16 protein-coding genes are annotated in these 16,062 nt (G+C 66.7%); 2 read left to right on the forward strand and 14 right to left on the reverse strand.

Annotation, left to right across the window (positions count from 1 at the left end; translation table 11 throughout):
- Positions 1-139: 139 nt before the first annotated feature.
- From LR961_RS04405 to LR961_RS04445, 9 genes are all read right to left on the reverse strand, one after another.
- Complete coding sequence (locus LR961_RS04405) at positions 140-1,162, reverse strand: symmetrical bis(5'-nucleosyl)-tetraphosphatase (RefSeq protein ID WP_232147228.1); 1,023 nt, start codon at positions 1,160-1,162, stop codon at positions 140-142.
- Positions 1,162-1,545: a Co2+/Mg2+ efflux protein ApaG gene (gene apaG, locus LR961_RS04410; RefSeq protein ID WP_232147229.1), complete on the reverse strand. Its 384-nt coding sequence runs from the start codon at positions 1,543-1,545 to the stop codon at positions 1,162-1,164. The genes LR961_RS04405 and apaG overlap by 1 nt, the downstream gene beginning before the upstream one ends.
- A gap of 49 nt (positions 1,546-1,594) precedes the next feature.
- On the reverse strand, positions 1,595-2,407 hold the full coding sequence (rsmA, locus tag LR961_RS04415; RefSeq protein WP_232147230.1) for a 16S rRNA (adenine(1518)-N(6)/adenine(1519)-N(6))-dimethyltransferase RsmA: 813 nt from the start codon (positions 2,405-2,407) through the stop codon (positions 1,595-1,597).
- Positions 2,404-3,384, reverse strand: a complete 981-nt coding sequence (pdxA, locus tag LR961_RS04420; protein WP_232147231.1) for a 4-hydroxythreonine-4-phosphate dehydrogenase PdxA — start codon at positions 3,382-3,384, stop codon at positions 2,404-2,406. Before pdxA ends, rsmA begins: the two co-directional genes overlap by 4 nt.
- 3 nt (positions 3,385-3,387) lie before the next feature.
- Positions 3,388-4,749, reverse strand: coding sequence for a peptidylprolyl isomerase (locus LR961_RS04425; RefSeq protein ID WP_232147232.1), 1,362 nt, complete (start codon positions 4,747-4,749; stop codon positions 3,388-3,390).
- Complete coding sequence (gene lptD, locus LR961_RS04430) at positions 4,746-7,199, reverse strand: LPS-assembly protein LptD (RefSeq protein WP_232147233.1); 2,454 nt, start codon at positions 7,197-7,199, stop codon at positions 4,746-4,748. Before lptD ends, LR961_RS04425 begins: the two co-directional genes overlap by 4 nt.
- Before the next feature lie 96 nt (positions 7,200-7,295).
- Positions 7,296-8,216: a histone deacetylase family protein gene (locus tag LR961_RS04435; RefSeq protein ID WP_232147234.1), complete on the reverse strand. Its 921-nt coding sequence runs from the start codon at positions 8,214-8,216 to the stop codon at positions 7,296-7,298.
- 59 nt (positions 8,217-8,275) lie between these two features.
- A complete protein-coding gene (locus tag LR961_RS04440; protein ID WP_232147235.1) occupies positions 8,276-8,830 on the reverse strand; it encodes a cob(I)yrinic acid a,c-diamide adenosyltransferase in 555 nt (184 codons plus the stop codon).
- A gap of 15 nt (positions 8,831-8,845) precedes the next feature.
- A complete protein-coding gene (locus LR961_RS04445) occupies positions 8,846-9,427 on the reverse strand; it encodes a hypothetical protein (RefSeq protein ID WP_232147236.1) in 582 nt (193 codons plus the stop codon).
- Positions 9,428-9,546: 119 nt separating this feature from the next.
- Here LR961_RS04445 and ubiH point away from each other — a divergent pair, with 119 nt between their 5' ends.
- The gene (gene ubiH / locus LR961_RS04450) at positions 9,547-10,758 is read left to right on the forward strand and encodes a 2-octaprenyl-6-methoxyphenyl hydroxylase (protein WP_232147237.1); all 1,212 of its coding nucleotides are present in this window, start codon (positions 9,547-9,549) and stop codon (positions 10,756-10,758) included.
- Entirely contained in the window at positions 10,755-11,933 is a 1,179-nt protein-coding gene (locus LR961_RS04455) for a UbiH/UbiF family hydroxylase (RefSeq protein WP_232147238.1), read from the forward strand. The genes ubiH and LR961_RS04455 overlap by 4 nt, the downstream gene beginning before the upstream one ends.
- Positions 11,934-12,078: 145 nt before the next feature.
- On the opposite strand, the gene LR961_RS04460 is transcribed toward LR961_RS04455, so the two are convergent.
- From LR961_RS04460 to rlmM, 5 genes are all read right to left on the reverse strand, one after another.
- Positions 12,079-12,489, reverse strand: a complete 411-nt coding sequence (locus LR961_RS04460) for an EF-hand domain-containing protein (protein WP_232147239.1) — start codon at positions 12,487-12,489, stop codon at positions 12,079-12,081.
- A 134-nt stretch (positions 12,490-12,623) separates the two neighbouring features.
- Positions 12,624-13,346, reverse strand: a complete 723-nt coding sequence (locus tag LR961_RS04465; protein ID WP_232147240.1) for a hypothetical protein — start codon at positions 13,344-13,346, stop codon at positions 12,624-12,626.
- 66 nt (positions 13,347-13,412) lie between these two features.
- Positions 13,413-14,312, reverse strand: coding sequence for an SMP-30/gluconolactonase/LRE family protein (locus tag LR961_RS04470; protein WP_232147241.1), 900 nt, complete (start codon positions 14,310-14,312; stop codon positions 13,413-13,415).
- A 116-nt stretch (positions 14,313-14,428) separates the two neighbouring features.
- The gene (locus LR961_RS04475; RefSeq protein ID WP_232147242.1) at positions 14,429-14,812 is read right to left on the reverse strand and encodes a hypothetical protein; all 384 of its coding nucleotides are present in this window, start codon (positions 14,810-14,812) and stop codon (positions 14,429-14,431) included.
- Between the two features lie 111 nt (positions 14,813-14,923).
- Complete coding sequence (rlmM, locus tag LR961_RS04480; protein ID WP_232147243.1) at positions 14,924-15,973, reverse strand: 23S rRNA (cytidine(2498)-2'-O)-methyltransferase RlmM; 1,050 nt, start codon at positions 15,971-15,973, stop codon at positions 14,924-14,926.
- Positions 15,974-16,062 lie beyond the last annotated feature (89 nt).

Raw genomic sequence — 16,062 nt, forward strand, 5'->3', positions numbered from 1 at the left:
GGGAGGGAGTGGATCGTGCCAAGCCTGTTAGATGATGGCAGCACTGCCGCCCTTGCCCCCTCCCTTGCGCGGCAGGGGAGGGTTGGGGAGGGGTAAGGCTTTCAGATGCCCAAACCCGCGCACCAACAACGCCCGCACCTCATTCGGCAGGCGCAGGCGTACCCTGATTGCCGCGCGGATTGCCGCCGCCGTTTCCACCACCATTGCCACCACCACCCGGACGGTGACGACGGGGACGTCGGCGTTGCTCATTGCGTGGCTGTTGCGGCTGCTCGTTGCGCGGCTCGGGACGGCGCTCCTGCGGCGGCTTGCGCGGTGGACGTGCGCCCGGCACCGGCGCCGGCACATCGCGGCCGGGGACCTGCACCACGCACAGCGCCTCTCCATCCAGCCGCAACGCGGTGAGCTTGCCGCCCCAGACCGCGCCGGTGTCGATGGCGTGCACGCCCTGGGTGATGGTCAAGCCCAGCGCGGACCAGTGGCCACAGACCATCTTCAACTCGCGCTCGACCCGGCCGGGCACTTCAAACCACGGGTACATGCCTTGTGCCTGCGTACCGGGCGTGCCCTTGTCTTCCATGCTGATGCGCCCGCTCGGCGTGCAGTAACGCATGCGGGTGAACATGTTGATGATCGCGCGCGAGCGGTCGTAACCGCTCAGGCCCGGTGACCAGGCCGGCTTGTCGCCGTACATGTTGCGGAACAGCTTGCGGTAGCCATTGCCGTGCAGCTGCTGCTCGACTTCGCGCGCATGCTTCTCGGCCAGGCTGACCGTCCACTTCGGTGCCAGCCCGGCATGGAACATCATCCAGCCCAGTTCGCGGTCAACGTGCACCAGCTTCTGCATGCGCAGCCAGTCCAGCAGCACGTCGCGGTCCTCGGCCAGCACGATGCGCTGCAGGTCCGGGTTGACCTTGCGCTGCTCCTCTTCGCTGCGTGCGCCGATGGCCAGCAACGAAAGATCGTGGTTGCCCAGCACCACCACGCTGTGTTCGCGCAGCGAGTGCACCAACCGCAGGGTTTCCAGTGATTGGCCGCCACGGTTGACCAGGTCGCCGCAGAACCAGAGATTGTCTGCCGCCGGGTCGAAGTTGATCTTCTCCAGCAGGCGCTGGGTGACGTCGTAACAGCCTTGCAGGTCGCCGATTGCCCAGGTCGCCATCAGTGCAGCGTCCTGGGAATGGCCAGCACGAACGGGGCGATCGGCGCGGCGAATTCGGTGCCGTCGTCGGCCAGCATGTCGTAATGGCCCTGCATGGTGCCCGAGTCGGTGCCCAGCATCACCCCGGAGGTGTAGCGGAACTCCTCGCCCGGACGCAGCCGCGGTTGTTCGCCGACCACGCCTTCGCCGTCGACATGCTCGACCCGGCCTTCGCCGTCGGTGATGCGCCAATGGCGGCTGATCAGCCGCGCCGAAATGGTGCCGCTGTTGTGGATGCGGATCGTGTAGGCGAACGCATAGCGCCCGTCTTCAGGGGCCGACTGTTCGTCGATGAAGCGAGGGGAGACCTCGATCTCGATCGCGTAGTGGCGGGAATCTTCCATGGCGGGAGTGTAAGCAAAAGCAGGTGATCGGAATGCGCAGGTGCTGCACTCAAGCGTGCGGTACGTTGGCAAGGCGGATGAAATCGGCAACTTCAAGCTGTTCGGCACGGGCATCGCTGCGCACGCCGGCGGCCGCGAACTGGGCCTCGTCGATGACGCCGTTGAGCGCGTTGCGCAGGGTCTTGCGGCGCTGGCCAAAGGCGGCTTTGACCACTTCGGCGAAACGCTTCTGATCAAGGATGCCGACCGTGGCCGGGTCGCGCGGCACCAGTCGCACCACGGCCGAGTCCACCTTCGGCGGCGGCCGGAATGCACCCGGCGGCACCACGAACAACGAGGTGACTTCGCACCAGGCCTGCAACATCACGCTCAGGCGGCCATACACCTTGCTGCCCGGGCCGGCCGCCATGCGATCGACCACTTCCTTCTGCAGCATGAAGGTCATGTCCGAAATCGCTGCGGCATGTTCCAGCGCATGGAACAGGATCGGCGAGGAGATGTTGTAGGGCAGGTTGCCGACCAGACGGATCTGCGAATCACCGGCCAGCTCGGTGAAGTTCACCTGCAGCACGTCGCGATGGACGATGGTGAGCTCGCCCAGCGGCGCGGAAGCGGCCGTCAGCGGTGCGATCAGGTCGCGATCAAACTCGATGACCGTCAATTTCGGGTGTCGGCGCAGCAGCGGGAAGGTGATGGCCCCTTGGCCCGGGCCGATCTCGACCAGGCGGTCGCCGTCCTTCGGGTTGACTGCCATCACGATCTTTTCGACGTAATGCTTGTCGGCCAGGAAGTGTTGGCCCAGCTGCTTTTTCGCGGGCGCGGTGAAGCCGGCGCCGGTGCGCGGGGAATGTGAGGAATTCATTGGGTGATTTTACGTTGTGCAGCCAGTCTCGCGCACAGCGCGGTGGCGGCGAACAGGCTGGAGGGATCGGCCAGGCCCTTTCCGGCCAGGTCCAGGGCGGTGCCGTGGTCCACTGCCACACGCGGGTAGGGCAGGCCGAGGGTGATGTTGGTGGCCTGCTCGAAGCCGCTGTACTTGAGCACCGGCAGGCCCTGGTCGTGGTACATGGCCAGCACCGTATCGAACCCGGCCAGCTTGGCCGGCAGGAACGCGGTGTCGGCCGGCAACGGGCCGATCAGGTTCATGCCTTCGGCGCGCAGCTGCTCCAGCAGCGGGATCATCACGTCCAGCTCCTCGCGGCCCAGATGCCCGTCTTCACCGGCATGCGGATTCAGCCCGAGCACGGCGATGCGCGGCTGTGCCAGGCCGAAATCGCGGCAAAGCGCGGCGTGGACGGTGGTGATCACCTTGCGCAGACCGGCGGCGGTGATGGCGTCGGCCACCTCGCGCAACGGCAGGTGGGTCGTGGCCAGCGCCACGCGGACGATGTCGTTGGCCAGCATCATCACCACTTCGACTCCGGCCTGTTGGGCCAGTAGTTCGGTGGTGCCGCTGTAAGGGATGCCGCCTTCGTTGATGACCGCCTTGTGCACCGGGCCGGTGACCACGCCGTCCAGGCTGCCATCCAGGCAGGCCTGACCGGCGCCGAGCAGCGCGTCGATCACCGCATTGGCATTGCGCTTGTCGGCTTGGCCGAACTGGCTGGAGACCGCGTTGGGGACCGGGCGCAGGCGCAGGTCGCCGGGTGCGCTGGCATGCGCGTCCTCGGGCAGCAACTGCAGCGGCAGGGCCAGCGCGGCGGCGGCGGCCTTCAGGGTTTCGGGATCGCCAAACGCCAACAGCCGGCAATCACTGCGCGGCTGTTGGACGAGGCGGACACAAAGTTCCGGGCCGATCCCGGAGGGCTCGCCCGGAACCAGAGCGAGCTGGGGAATCATGGCTTACGGCTTGGCCGGCTCTGCCGGGGTGGCAGCAGGTTCGGCCGTGCCTTCGGCACGGTCGCCGCTGCGGAAGCTGACGTAGGCTTCGCCACGCAGTTCCTGCAGGAAGCGGTTGTACTCGTCGTCCAGCTTGCGGCGGCCGATCTGTTCGCGGACCTGTGCACGCTTGTTCTGGTCGGTCACGTCGGTCTGGCGGGTACCCACGCGCTGCACGATGTGCCAGCCGGCGTCGGTGCGGAACGGTGCGGTCACGCCGCCGTCGTTGACGCTCTCCACCTGACGGCTGAAATCCGGGCCGAAAGCGTCAACCGGGAACCAGCCCAGGTCGCCGCCCTGGCCGCGGCTGTTGGCGTCGTCCGAGGACTCCTTGGCCACGGCTTCGAACTCGGCGCCGCCAGCGATGCGGGCGCGCAGGGTTTCGGCCTTGGCCTTGGCGGCCGCGTCGCTGACCTGGTCGGTCACGCGGATCAGGATGTGGCGGGCGTGGTATTCGGTGACCTTGCTGGTGCCGGCACCGGCGCTGGCGTCGCGCACTTCCACCAGCTTGAGCAGCTGGAAACCGCTGGGGCCACGGATCGGGCCAAGCACGTCACCGGACTTCATGCTCTTGATCTGGTTGGCGAATGCGCTGGGAATCTCGTCGCTGCTGCGCCAGCCCAGGTCGCCGCCTTCCAGCGCGTTGGGGCTGTCCGAATAGCGCACTGCGGCAGCGGCGAAGTCCAACTCGCCCTTGTCCAGCAGGTTCTTGATGCCATCGACCTTGCTCTGGCCGGTTGCGATCTGCTCGGCGCTGGCCGCTTCCGGCAGTGCCACCAGGATGTGCGCCAGATGGAACTGCGCGCCGCCGGCGTTTTCCTGTGCCAGCGCGGCGTCCACTTCGCCCTCGCTCACGCTGATACGGCTCTGCGCGAAACTCTGGCGCAGGCGCTGGGTGATGATTTCCTCGCGCACCGAGTTGCGGAAGTCCGCATAGCCGATGCCGTCTTGGGCCAGGCGCTGGCGCAGGCCATCGACCGTGGTGCCGTTCTGCTGGGCGATGCTGCCGATGGCGTGGTTCAGTTCTTCGTCGCTGACGCGGATGCCGCTGCCATCGGCGCGGGCGACCTGCAGCTTGACCAGCACCAGGCGTTCAAGCACCTGCCGCTCCAGCACGCTGTCCGGCGGAAGCTGGTTTTCACGACCGGCGTACTGGCCCTTGATGTTGTTGACCGCGCGCTGCAACTCACTTTGCAGGATCACGCCTTCATCGACGATGGCCGCGATGCGGTCCAGCGGCTGGGTCTGCTGCTGGGCGGCTGCCGGAGCGGCCACGCCGGAAAACGCCAACAAGGTGGCGAGCACTGCGGGAAGGGTTTTGGTCATGGGATCTGATTCGGATCGTAGTCGTCGTCGAGCGCCTGGATGTTGCTGGGCGGCACGAGGTACAGGTCGTCGCGGTTGTAGCCGAGAATAGCACGGCGCAAGGTGCGGTCCGTGTCTTGCCCGACCGAGCTCAGGCCCTTGAGCACGAACTCGATCTGGAAGGAGTTGTTCATGTCGCCCTCGCGGTTGCGGACATAGCGACGGGCCAGCGCGCGGACTGCCAGGCAGCAGCTGTCCCATTGCACGCCGCCGATGATTTCCAGGGGCTTCTTGTCGGTTTCCAGCAGCGAGTAGTAATAGCGGCCAACAATGCTCCAGCGTGGGTTGATCGGATACAGGAAGGAGAAATCAACCTGCTTGAGCTGGTCTTCAAGCTTGCCGCTGGCCGAACTGGGATTGCCGCGATAGCGGTAGGTCACGTTGACCACGCCATCGTTGGGGAACAGGTAACGACCGCGCACGCTGGCCAGGTCTTCCTTGCGGTACTTCGGATTCCACTGATAGGTGCTGCCCAGCGTCCAGCGGTCGGTGATGGCCCAGTTGACGTCCGCCACCCAGGCTGATTTGCCGTCGCGGTCAACCGGATCGCTCGGATTAAGGGTGACTTCCGAATCGTCGAAGTAGGTGATCTGGCCGATGCTGGCCGACAGCTTCTCGCGGCCGTCCGCCTGGCGGATCAGGCGCGTGGTCAGCGCGGTGGTGAGCTGGTTGGCGTCGTTCTGGCGGTCGGCGCCGGTGAAGCGCGAATCGCGGAACAGCTGACCCCAGCTGAAGGTGAAGGCACGCGTGTCGAACAGGGGCAGGTCATCCTGGTCGCGGTACGGCGTGTTCAGGTAGTACAGGCGGGGTTCCAACGTGTGCAGGAACGACTTGCCGCCGATGCTGGTCTCGCGGTCGAAGAACAGTCCCATGTCCAGACTGGCGATGGGCAGGCTGCGGTTGGGCGAGGTATTGCCGCGCAGTTGTTCAGGCGTGGCGGTGGCCGGGTTGATGCCGTCGGCGATCAGCTGTTGTCGACGGACGTTGTCGGCCAGGCCGCGCTCCAGATCATAGGCGGTATAGCGCCATGCCAGGGTCGGAGTGATGTACCAGGAAGCGCCGGCCAGGGGCATCGAAACGTAGGGTTTGATGTCCAGCCGCGAGCCGTTGTACATGCGCGTCACGTCGCCGGTGCGAACGTACTCACCATCGGCATCGATCGTCTTCAGATTGATGTCGTCGTGGGTGAAGCGCACTGCTTCTGCGTAGATGCCGGCCTCGAGCCAGTTGCCGAAGCTCTCTTCCCAGGTGCCGAACAGACGTGGTTGGCGACTGTAGGGCAGGGATGCTTCGGTCAGCGTGTAATCGGTGAGCTGCCAGTGGTCGGCCATGATGCCGGCTGTCCAGCTGCGCCCGGTACCGTACACGCCGGCAGTGCTCTGGATGTTGGACGAGGTGATGCCGAGCAGACGGTTGGAGAAATCCTCCACGTAGCGCTCATCGCTGACCCAACCCAGGTTGGCGCGCGCCTGCCAGTGGCGGTTGATGTTGTGGTAGCCATTGAACAGAACCTGGCCCCGGTCCTTGTCGCGCAACGAATCGTTGGGCAGGTACGCGGTATCCAGCTGGCCTCTGCCGCCGGAATACAGATAGCGGAATTCGTTGTCCAGCATCAGCCCGCGCTTGCTCATGTAGCGCGGGGTCAGGGTGTCGTCGTAGTTCGGCGCCAGGTTGAAGTAGATCGGCTGCGCGTAATCGAAGCCGTTGCGGCCGGACATGCTGAGCTTGGGATACAGCAGGCCGGTCTGGCGGCGGTCGTCGATCGGGAACTTGAACCAGGGCGCGTACAGCACCGGCACCTTGCCGATGCGAAGCACCGCGTTGCGTGCGGTACCGAAACCTTCGTCGTTGTCCACTTCGATCTGCGGTGCAGACAGCTTCCACACCGGTTGCGAAGGGTCGCAGGTGGTGTAGGTGGAGTGGTGCATCTGGCCGATGGAGCCCTGCAGATCGATCGACTCGGCGCCACCGTTGCCACGCCGGGACACCAGTTGGTACTGGATGCTGCTGATCTTGTGGGTGTCCGCTTCCTGATTGCCTTCGGCGCGCTCGGCCACCATCCGGATCGAGGAGTCCGAGTAACGGACGTTGCCCTCGGCGATGTAGTTGCCGCTTTCGGTATCGAAGCGCAGGTTGTCGGTGCCCATGAACTGATCGCCGCGCTTGAGCACCACATTGCCCTGGTATTGGGGAATGGTGGCGGTGCCGGTCAGCTCGTTGCCTTCGATATCGGTGGGCAACTGCTCACGCTGCGCAGCGGCAGCCGGGTCGGCCTTGGGTGCTTCGTCGAAGGCGGGCAGGACATCGGTGGCCGGGCAAAGGCCCCAGTTGACCGGTTTCTCATCGGCCATCGCCGGCAGGCAGATGGCAATGCCCAGGGGCAAGGGAAGCAGGCGGAGGGCTCGGCGCACGCGGTTCGCATTCGGGGGAAAACGGCCGCTAGCTTGCCCCATCGCCTGCATGGGGGCAATGAAGGCGATCCGGCGGAGCCGGTCGGGGTTCATGGATCAGGCCGGCAGAAGTGCCTGTACGTGCGCCACGCTGGACTCCCGCAGTGCCTGCAGGTCGTAACCGCCTTCGAGCATGGACACCACCCGGCCGCTGCTGTGGCGGTTGGCGATGGCGACCAGTTCGTCGCTGAGCCAGCCGAAATCCTCGGTTTCCAGCATCAGATCGGCCTGCGGGTCGCGCATGTGCGCGTCAAAGCCCGCCGAAATGAACAACAGCTGCGGGCGGAACGCTTCGATCTGCGGCAGCATCTCGTCGGCCCAGGTGTTGCGGAAGCGGAAGCCGCCGCTGCCGGGTGGCAGCAGGATGTTGCAGATGTTGCCCACGCCGCGCTCGCGCATGTTGCCCGAGTACGGAAACAGGCCGGACTGGTGGGTGCTGTAGTAGGCCACCTTGGGGTCGGCCTCGAAGATGGCCTGGGTGCCATTGCCATGGTGCACGTCGAAATCGACGATGGCGATGCGCTCCAGGCCGTACTTGTCACGCGCATAGGCGGCGGCGATGGCGATGTTGTTGAACAGGCAGAAGCCCATCGCGGTGTCGGCGGTGGCGTGGTGGCCCGGCGGGCGCACCGCGCAGAAAACGTGCCGGTTGGCTTCGTCCAGCATCACCACATCCACCGCCGCCACGCCCGCGCCGGCGGCGTGCAGGGCGGCACTTGCCGAGCCGGGCGAGGTGAAGGTGTCCAGGTCGATGCGGCGCAAGGGCTCGGCCTGTGGCTGCAGGACGTGGTCGATCAGCTCGCGCTCGTGCACCCGCGCCAGTTCGCCGAGCTTGGCCGGCGGGGCTTCACGCCACTCCAGTTGATCGGGAAACGCGCCGCGTAGCGCCGAGATCACCTCGCGCAGGCGGTCCGGGGATTCAGGGTGGTCAGGGCCGGGGTCGTGCCCAAGGCAGGCAGGGTGGGTGAATACGAGCATGGCCGCACTCTAAACCGTCGACGCCGCGCAGTGCGCGGCGTCCAGGCAGGGGAAGGGACTCAGGCGCGACGGCGCTCGTGGTTCCAGAGCACTTCGCCGTGACCGTCGGCGCGGGCCAGCACGCGGGCCAGCACGAACAGCAGGTCCGAGAGGCGGTTGAGGTAGCGCACGGCTTCGCCGCGCACATCCTCGACCCGGGCCAGGGCCACGGTTTCGCGCTCGGCCCGACGCACGATGGTGCGCGCCAGGTGGCAACGCGCGGCGCCTTCGCCACCGGCCGGCAGGATGAAGTCCTTCAGTGCCGGCAGGTCGTCGTTGTAGCGGTCCAGGTGCTGCTCCAGTGCGTCGATGTCGGCGGCGTGGATGGCAGCATGGCCGGGGATGCAAAGCTCCCCGCCCAGATCGAACAACTGGTGCTGGATGGTGGTCAGCAACGCGCGCACATCGTCGGGCAACTGCACCGCCAGCAATACGCCGATTGCCGAATTGGCCTCATCGACGGTGCCGTAGGCGTTGACCCGGTCCGAGTCCTTGCCGGTGCGGCTGCCATCGCCCAGGCCGGTGCTGCCATCGTCACCGGTGCGGGTGTAGATCTTGGAAAGGCGGTTGCCCATTGCGCGGTTCCGTCCTTAGTGGGCGATGCGGCCGGTGGCCGACTGCTTGCCGAAGGCTTCCACGGCGACCTGCACCAGCGCGGCGGCACCAACGTACATTGCGGCAGAGCGCAGGTACGGCAGCAGCCAGTCGCTGTAGTTCTTGGCCCAGCCGGCGAAGGTCGGCTCGGCCACCGAAGCGCTGATCCAGTAGAAGCTGCCCTGGGCGATCAGATGGCACAGTGCCACCGAGCCGATCAGGCTGGCGGCCAGCACGCCCAGCGACTTCCAGCTGGCCTGACGGTAGTGACCGCGCAGCAGCATGCCGCCGGCCCACATCGCGAAGTACGCCGGGATCAGCATCCAGTAGGCGGCCGAGACGCAGTAATGCTGCCAGAAGCTCATGCCCTGGCTGCTGATCACCGCCCAGTCCACCACCACGGCCAGGCCCATCAGCAGCGGGAAGGCCCAGCGGGTCCAGCTGCGCAGGTAGAAGCCGCCGATGAAGAACACTGCCCAGGACGCGTCCGGAATCGGCGCGAAGTGGTTGATGCGGGTGCCAGCCATCAGCAGCACGAGCAGGGACAGGACAAAGGCACGTTGGACGTTGGCGGTCATGGCGATGATCGGTTTGACGGAATCAGACCGCCATTCTAGCCGCAGTAGCCGTGAACCGGCGGTTGCGCTGCGGCATTGGCAGGGCCGGCGCGGCCGGGCGAGGTCGTATCATGGCCGGCATGAGTGAGAACCATGACGTAGTGATTGTCGGTGGCGGGCTGGTTGGCGCCAGTCTGGCCATCGCCCTGGACCGGTTGGGACTGGACGTGGGCCTGGTGGAAGCCACGCCGGGTGGCGCGCTGCCGGCGGTGTTCGACCAGCGCAACCTCAGTTTTGCCGCAGCAACGGTCAACGCGCTGACCGCGCTGGGCGTGATGCAGCGCCTGGGCAACCCGGGTGGCCCGATCCGGCGCATCCATGTAAGCCGGGCCGGTGATTTCGGCCGGGTGGTGATGCGCGCCGAGGACTACGGCCGCGAGGCGTTCGGCCAGGTGGTGGTGGCGCGTGATTTCGGTGATGCGCTGGAAGCCCGTCTGGGCGAGCTGCAGCACCTGACCCGCTACCGACCGGCGAAGTTCGTCGGGCTGGGGGCATGCGCCGATGGGCGTCGCGAAGTAGTCATTGCCGATGAAGCCGGTGAGCGCCGTCTGCAGGCGCGGCTGGTGGTCGGCGCCGACGGCACCCGCAGCGCGGTACGTCAGGCGCTGGGCATCGAGGTGAGCGAGCACGATTACGAACAGACCCTGTTCGTGGCGCGGGTGCGTGCGGCCAAGGCCCCGGACGGCAGCGCCTACGAACGCTTCACCGATACCGGGCCGACCGCGTTGCTGCCGCGTGGTGATCGCCACTACGGCGTGGTCCATGGTGTGGCTCGCGATCAAGCCGATGCGGTGATGGCGCTGGATGACCGGGCCTGGTTGGCGCGGTTGCACGACGCGGTGGGCTGGCGCGCCGGGCGGCTGCTGGAAAGCGGGCCGCGCAGCGCGTATCCGCTGATCCAGGTGCTGGCGAAGAAGCTGGTCGGTGAGCGTGCGCTGCTGCTGGGCAATGCCGCGCAGACCATCCACCCGCTGGGTGCGCAGGGCTTCAACCTGGGCCTGCGCGATGCGCTGACCCTGGCCGAGCTGATCGGTGACGCCGAACGTGATCCTGGCAGCGATGCGCTGTTGCAGGCCTACGTGCAGCGTCGTGGGCCGGACCGCGAGCAGACCTTGGCGTTCTCCGATGGGTTGGCGCGTCTGACCAGCAATGCGTCACCGCTGATGCGGCCATTGCGCAGCCTCGGGCTGGTGGCCGCAGCGCAGGCCGCGCCGGTGCAGTCGTTCCTGGTCGGCGGTGCGATGGGATTCCGTGGGCAGGTGCCCGAACTGTGCAGGAGTGAGGCGCGATGAGCCGTCGCGGGCAATGGGATGCGGTGGTGGTCGGTGGCGGCGTGGTGGGCGGTGCCTGCGCGTTGGCACTGGCGAAGGAAGGCCTGCAGGTGGCCTTGGTCGAAGGCCGCGAGCCGCCGGCATGGTCGCCGCAGCGGCCGGATCTGCGCGTGTTCGCCTTCGCTGCCGACAACGCGGCGCTGCTGGATTCGCTGGGCGTGTGGTCGCAGGTCGAACGCGGTCATGCCTGCGCGTACCGGCGCATGCGCGTGTGGGATGCCGGTGGTGGCGGTGACCTGACCTTTGATGCGGACACGCTGGGCCGGCGCGAGCTGGGCTGGATTGTCGAGAACGGTTTGCTGGTGGACCGGCTGTGGGCCGCGTTGCCCGCTGCGGGTGTGCACGTGTACTGCCCGGCGCGGGTGGAAGCGATGGAGCAGGATGCAAAGGGCGTGCGTCTGCGCCTGGACGATGGCCGGCGCGTGGAAGCATCCATCGCCGTTGCCGCTGACGGCGCTGAATCCACGCTGCGTACATTGGCCGGGTTGGAAGTCTCCAATCACGACTACGGCCAGCGCGGCGTGGTCGGCTATGTCGACACCGAGCTGCCCAATGAAGCCACCGCGTGGCAGCGCTTCCTCGATACCGGCCCGTTGGCGGTGCTGCCGTACGACCGGCATCGCAGTTCGATCGTGTGGACGTTGCCCGATGCCGAAGCCGAACGTGTGCTGGCGTTGGACGATGCCGCGTTCGAGCGCGAACTGACCAATGCGTTTGCCGGCCGCCTGGGGCAGATGAAGGTGGCCTCTCTGCGCGCCGCATTCCCGCTGCGCCGGCAGTTGGCCAAGGGCTACGTCGCCGGGCGCGTGTTGACCCTGGGCGATGCCGCGCACGTGGTGCATCCGCTGGCCGGGCAGGGCGTGAACCTGGGGCTGCGCGATGTGGCCGGGTTGCGTGATCTGGTGCGCGAGTCGAAGCAGCGACGCCAGCAGTGGAGCACGCCGCATCGGTTGCAGCGTTGGGCGCGTACGCGCCGCAGCGAGAACAACGTGGCCGCGTACAGCTTTGATGCGATCAACAAGGTGTTCTCCAACGACGAGATGCACCTGACCCTGGCGCGTGGTGCGTTGCTGGGATTGGCCGGCCGCATGCCGCCGTTGTTGTCGCTGTTCTGGAAGCGCGCCTCAGGGTTGTGAGGCGTCGCGATGCTGGCGTGTGCAGGCGCGGCGTTGCCGATTGCATCCCCGCCTGCGAAAGCCAGCGGTAGTGCCGACATGCTCGGCAGGGCATTGCCGAGATGGCCTCAGCGGAGCGTGGCTCCGCTCTACCGGGGTTGGTGCGTCAGCGCAGCCAGCCTGCCAGTTGCTCGCGCGTGAGCTTGCCGCGCCGGCCGGTATCCAGTGCATTGAATTCGTCGGCCAGGGCAGGATTGGCCTGGGCTTCGTCGCGGCTGATGAAACCATCGCCATTGACGTCCATCGCCGCGAAGTCGATCCGGTAATTGCCGAGCACGGTGTCCGGCTGGATCGAGCGCACCGTCACCTGCGCCTGGCCGGGATCAGTGCGCACCTGCGCAGCGTGGGTGATGCTGCCACTGGACAGCGGTTGTTCGCGGACGTTCACCGGTACATCGGTTAGCGGCGTACTGACGGCCGGTGCCGGGCGGTGCTGGGCCAATGCGCTGAACGAGGAAACGACAAGGACGGCGGCAACAACGGGTAGTACGAGGCGGGCGCGAAGCGGTGTGGTCATGGAACGGCTCGTTTGATCGGGCGGAAGCGGTGCCGCAGCGATCAGACATCGCAGCGGCCGCGCGATGGTAGCCCGCGTGCCCGGACCGGTGAACCCGGTCGCGGTCCCGTTGAGAAAAGCAGCGTTGGCAGCGTTCAGCCGGGGATGAACGGAAACACCAGTTTCAGCAGGCCGCGCAGTCCGCCTTCGGCGGTGGAGCTGATGGCCTTGGCGCCGAGGCTGTTCAATGCGCGGCGGGCATCGTCCCAGCGCAGCTGCTTGATGTCCTTCTTCAGCAGGTCGGCCACTTCTTCCGAGGCAGGTGCCAGTTTCTTCAGGGCATCGAGCGTGGCCTGCGGATCGGGCTGCAGGTAGTTCCAGCGTTCGGCGATCTGCACCAGCGTGTCGAAACGCACCGCGACCACTTCGCGGTTGCGCTCGTACACCGGAATCGCGCCGACATCGAGGATGGCCTGCTCGAACTGCTGAGCGTCATCCGGGTGGTCGATGCGGATGGCCAGGAAACCTTCCTTGCGGCTGCGTTCGCTGACGTGCTTGCTTCCCGAGCGCAGGTTGGCCTCGGTCAGCACGCCGGCGACGATGCGCTGCAACGCGGCTTCGCCTTCTTCCGGCACCAGCGCCCGCCAGCGGGCGTAGCCATCGCGGCGCAGTCCCTTGACCTTGGCCGGGGTGACCCGCAGTCGCAGCGCGACGGCGGCATTGGACTCGCTGCGGCTGATGCTGCCATCGCGCTCGAGCAGCACGAAGATCAACAATTCCAGATCCCGCTTGGTCAGCGACTGGAAGCCCTGCAGCAGGGTCAGCCGCAGGAATTCATTGCCGAACGCGGCGGGGTCCTTCAGTTCGATTGCCTGCATCTTGGTCCTCCCGGAAGACTGACAGGATGCCTCATCGCAATGGCACAGGATGAGACTGGGAAAGCCTCAGCGGCTGATCGTGACCGGTTGCCCGTATTCACGCCCGGGCCGTTCGGCCTGGAAGGTTTCCACTGCGCCGCGGTCCTGCAGGGTCACGAACACCTGCCGGCCATCGGCGCCACCGAAGGCCACATTGGTCGGCTTGCGGCCGGTGAGCGGCACTTCGCGCAGCAGCTCGCCGGCCGGCGACACGATGGCGACCACGGCGGCGTCGTAGCGGGCGATGTACAGGTTGCCGTCAACATCGCAGCGCATGCCGTCCATGCCGTGCGCGGTGAAACGGATCAGCAGCCGCTTGTTGGCGATGCTGCCATCGGCGGCGCGATCGTAGACCCAGACATTGCGCTGCGCGCTTTCGTTGACGTACAGCCGCTTGCCATCCGGGCTGACCTCAATGCCATTGGTGGTGCCCATGCCGGTTTCGAGCAGATGCACGCTGCCATCGCGGTCGATGCGCCACAGCTGGCCGTTGTCGGGCCTGGCCCAGTCCGGGTCGCTGGCGTAAAGCGTGCCATCCGGCGCCATGGCGATGTCGTTGGGTTGATGGGCGTCGGGCAGGTGCGCGAACACGCTCACTGCGCGCGTGGCCGGATCGACGCGCAGGATGTTGTGTCGTGGGTAGTCGGCAATGAACATGCTGCCGTCTGCGCCAAAGCGGATGCCGTTGCCCACGCTGCCCTCGGGCAGGGTGAGGAAGGTCTCGGCCTTGCCGCTGGCATCGACGCGGCCGATTGTGCCGTCCTTGCCAAGGTTGACCGCGTACAAGGCGCCATCCGGGCCGCTGGCCGGGCCTTCGATGCCCGCAGTGAACACGCCATCGCCGACCAGGTCGCGCACGACGAACGGCGTGCTGGCACCGGCGCTGGCTGCCAGCAGCAGGCATGAGGAAACAACGAATCGGCGCAAGCAGGCGTGGCGGGCGATGGCGGCATCCTCCGGATCATGATCCGGACGAGTGTGCCAGAGCGCGACGTTGTCGCGGGGCTGTGGTTGCGCTGGCAACCGTGCCGCCATTGACCGGCTCAGCGTTGCCGGTCGCCCTGCAGCGGCTGGCGCAACGTGCCCGCTTCAGGTGGGTTGGATGCGCACTTGCCCTGCACGCAACTGCAACCGCTGATCTCCTTGAAACCGCACACGCTCATCATGCCGCGCGCCTGGCAGCTGGCCTGCACGCCCTTGGGATCGGTGGGGCTGTTGACGTTGACGCAGGCCGGGTAATAACCGCAGCAATTGCCGACATCCTTAACCGTGCAGTCGGCATCGCTGCGACAGCTCTGGTCGATGACCACGGCCGATGGGGTGGGCGGGGGCGGAGCCGGGTCCACTGCTTGAGGGGCTGGGGCTGCCGGCGTGCTGCAGGCCGCAGCGGTCAGCAACGCGATGAGCAACAGGAGCGAGCGCAACATGGCGGCATCCGGTTCTGGGCACGCCGCCATGTTAGTCCCTGCGCGGTGCAGGTCATGTGGTGGTCGAACCGGGGGCATGCGGATGCGGCACGGCCCCGGTAATGCTGCCGATCAGCGCGTGCGCGGGGTGACGAAGACCGTGATCTCCTCGCGGTCGTGGTAGAGCTGCTTGGCGCGGATGGTCAGCGGCTTGCCGGCCTGTTCGGCAAACAGTTCCAGGCACAGGCGGGTTTCGTCCCAGCGCTTCTTCATCGGCAGCTTGAGGTTGAAAATGGCGTGCTTGCACCAGCCCTGGCGCAGCCAGGTGGCCATGCGTTCGGCAACGCGGCGCGGCTGTTCGACCATGTCGCAGACCATCCAGTCCAGCGGCGTTTCAGGCTGCCAATGGAAGCCATCGGCGCGCAGGTGTTCGACCAGCCCGGTGTCGAGCACATGCTGGCGCAGCGGGCCGTTGTCGATGCTCAACACCTGCACGTGCTGGCGGGTCAGCACCCAGGTCCAGCCACCGGGCGCGGCGCCCAGGTCGGCCGCGCGCATGCCCGGCTTGACCAGCGCTTCGCGTTCTTCCGGGGTGAGCAGGGTCATCAGCGCTTCTTCCAGCTTCAATGCCGAACGCGATGGCGCGTCGGGCAGCAGCTTCAGGCGCGGGATGCCCAGCGGCCACGGCGCGCTGTCGCGCGTGTCGGAGACAGCAACGAAAGCATGGGTGCCGTCGACAAACACGATATGCAGGCGCGGCAGCTTGAGGTTGGCCTTGTCGGTGAGCAGGCCGGCCTTGCGCAGTGCCGGGCGCAACGCATTGCCGAAACTGCGCGCCAGGCCGGCCAGCGGCTTACCGGCGGCCGAATCGGGGTGCTCGACCCACAAGTCACCGAAGCGCTGCTGGCCTTCCAGGGCGGCGATGATCGGGGTGATGCGGTCGGCGGCATCGAGCTGAGGCAGTTCGGCCAGCACGCGCAGCTTCTGCCGGGCAAAGATCAGTTCGCGCCATTGCAGGCGCTGGTCCAGCTCGGCGGCCTCATCGGTGACGAACACCACGTAGCCATCATTGCGTTGCGTGCGCGCATAGCCGGCGATGCCGGCCGCGCCGGCGCGTTCGTTCAACTCGCCAGCGAGTTCGGGTTCAAAACCCTGGCGGCAGTAGCACAGCAGGCCGGTCATGGAAGTCCTTGGTGATGAGCGGAGCGGGGCAGGTTCCGTCTCCCATTGGGAGAAAGTGCCCCGCAGGGGTGGATGAGGGTGCGCGAAGC

The sequence above is a fragment of the Stenotrophomonas sp. SY1 genome (assembly GCF_021202945.1).
Lineage (GTDB): Bacteria > Pseudomonadota > Gammaproteobacteria > Xanthomonadales > Xanthomonadaceae > Stenotrophomonas.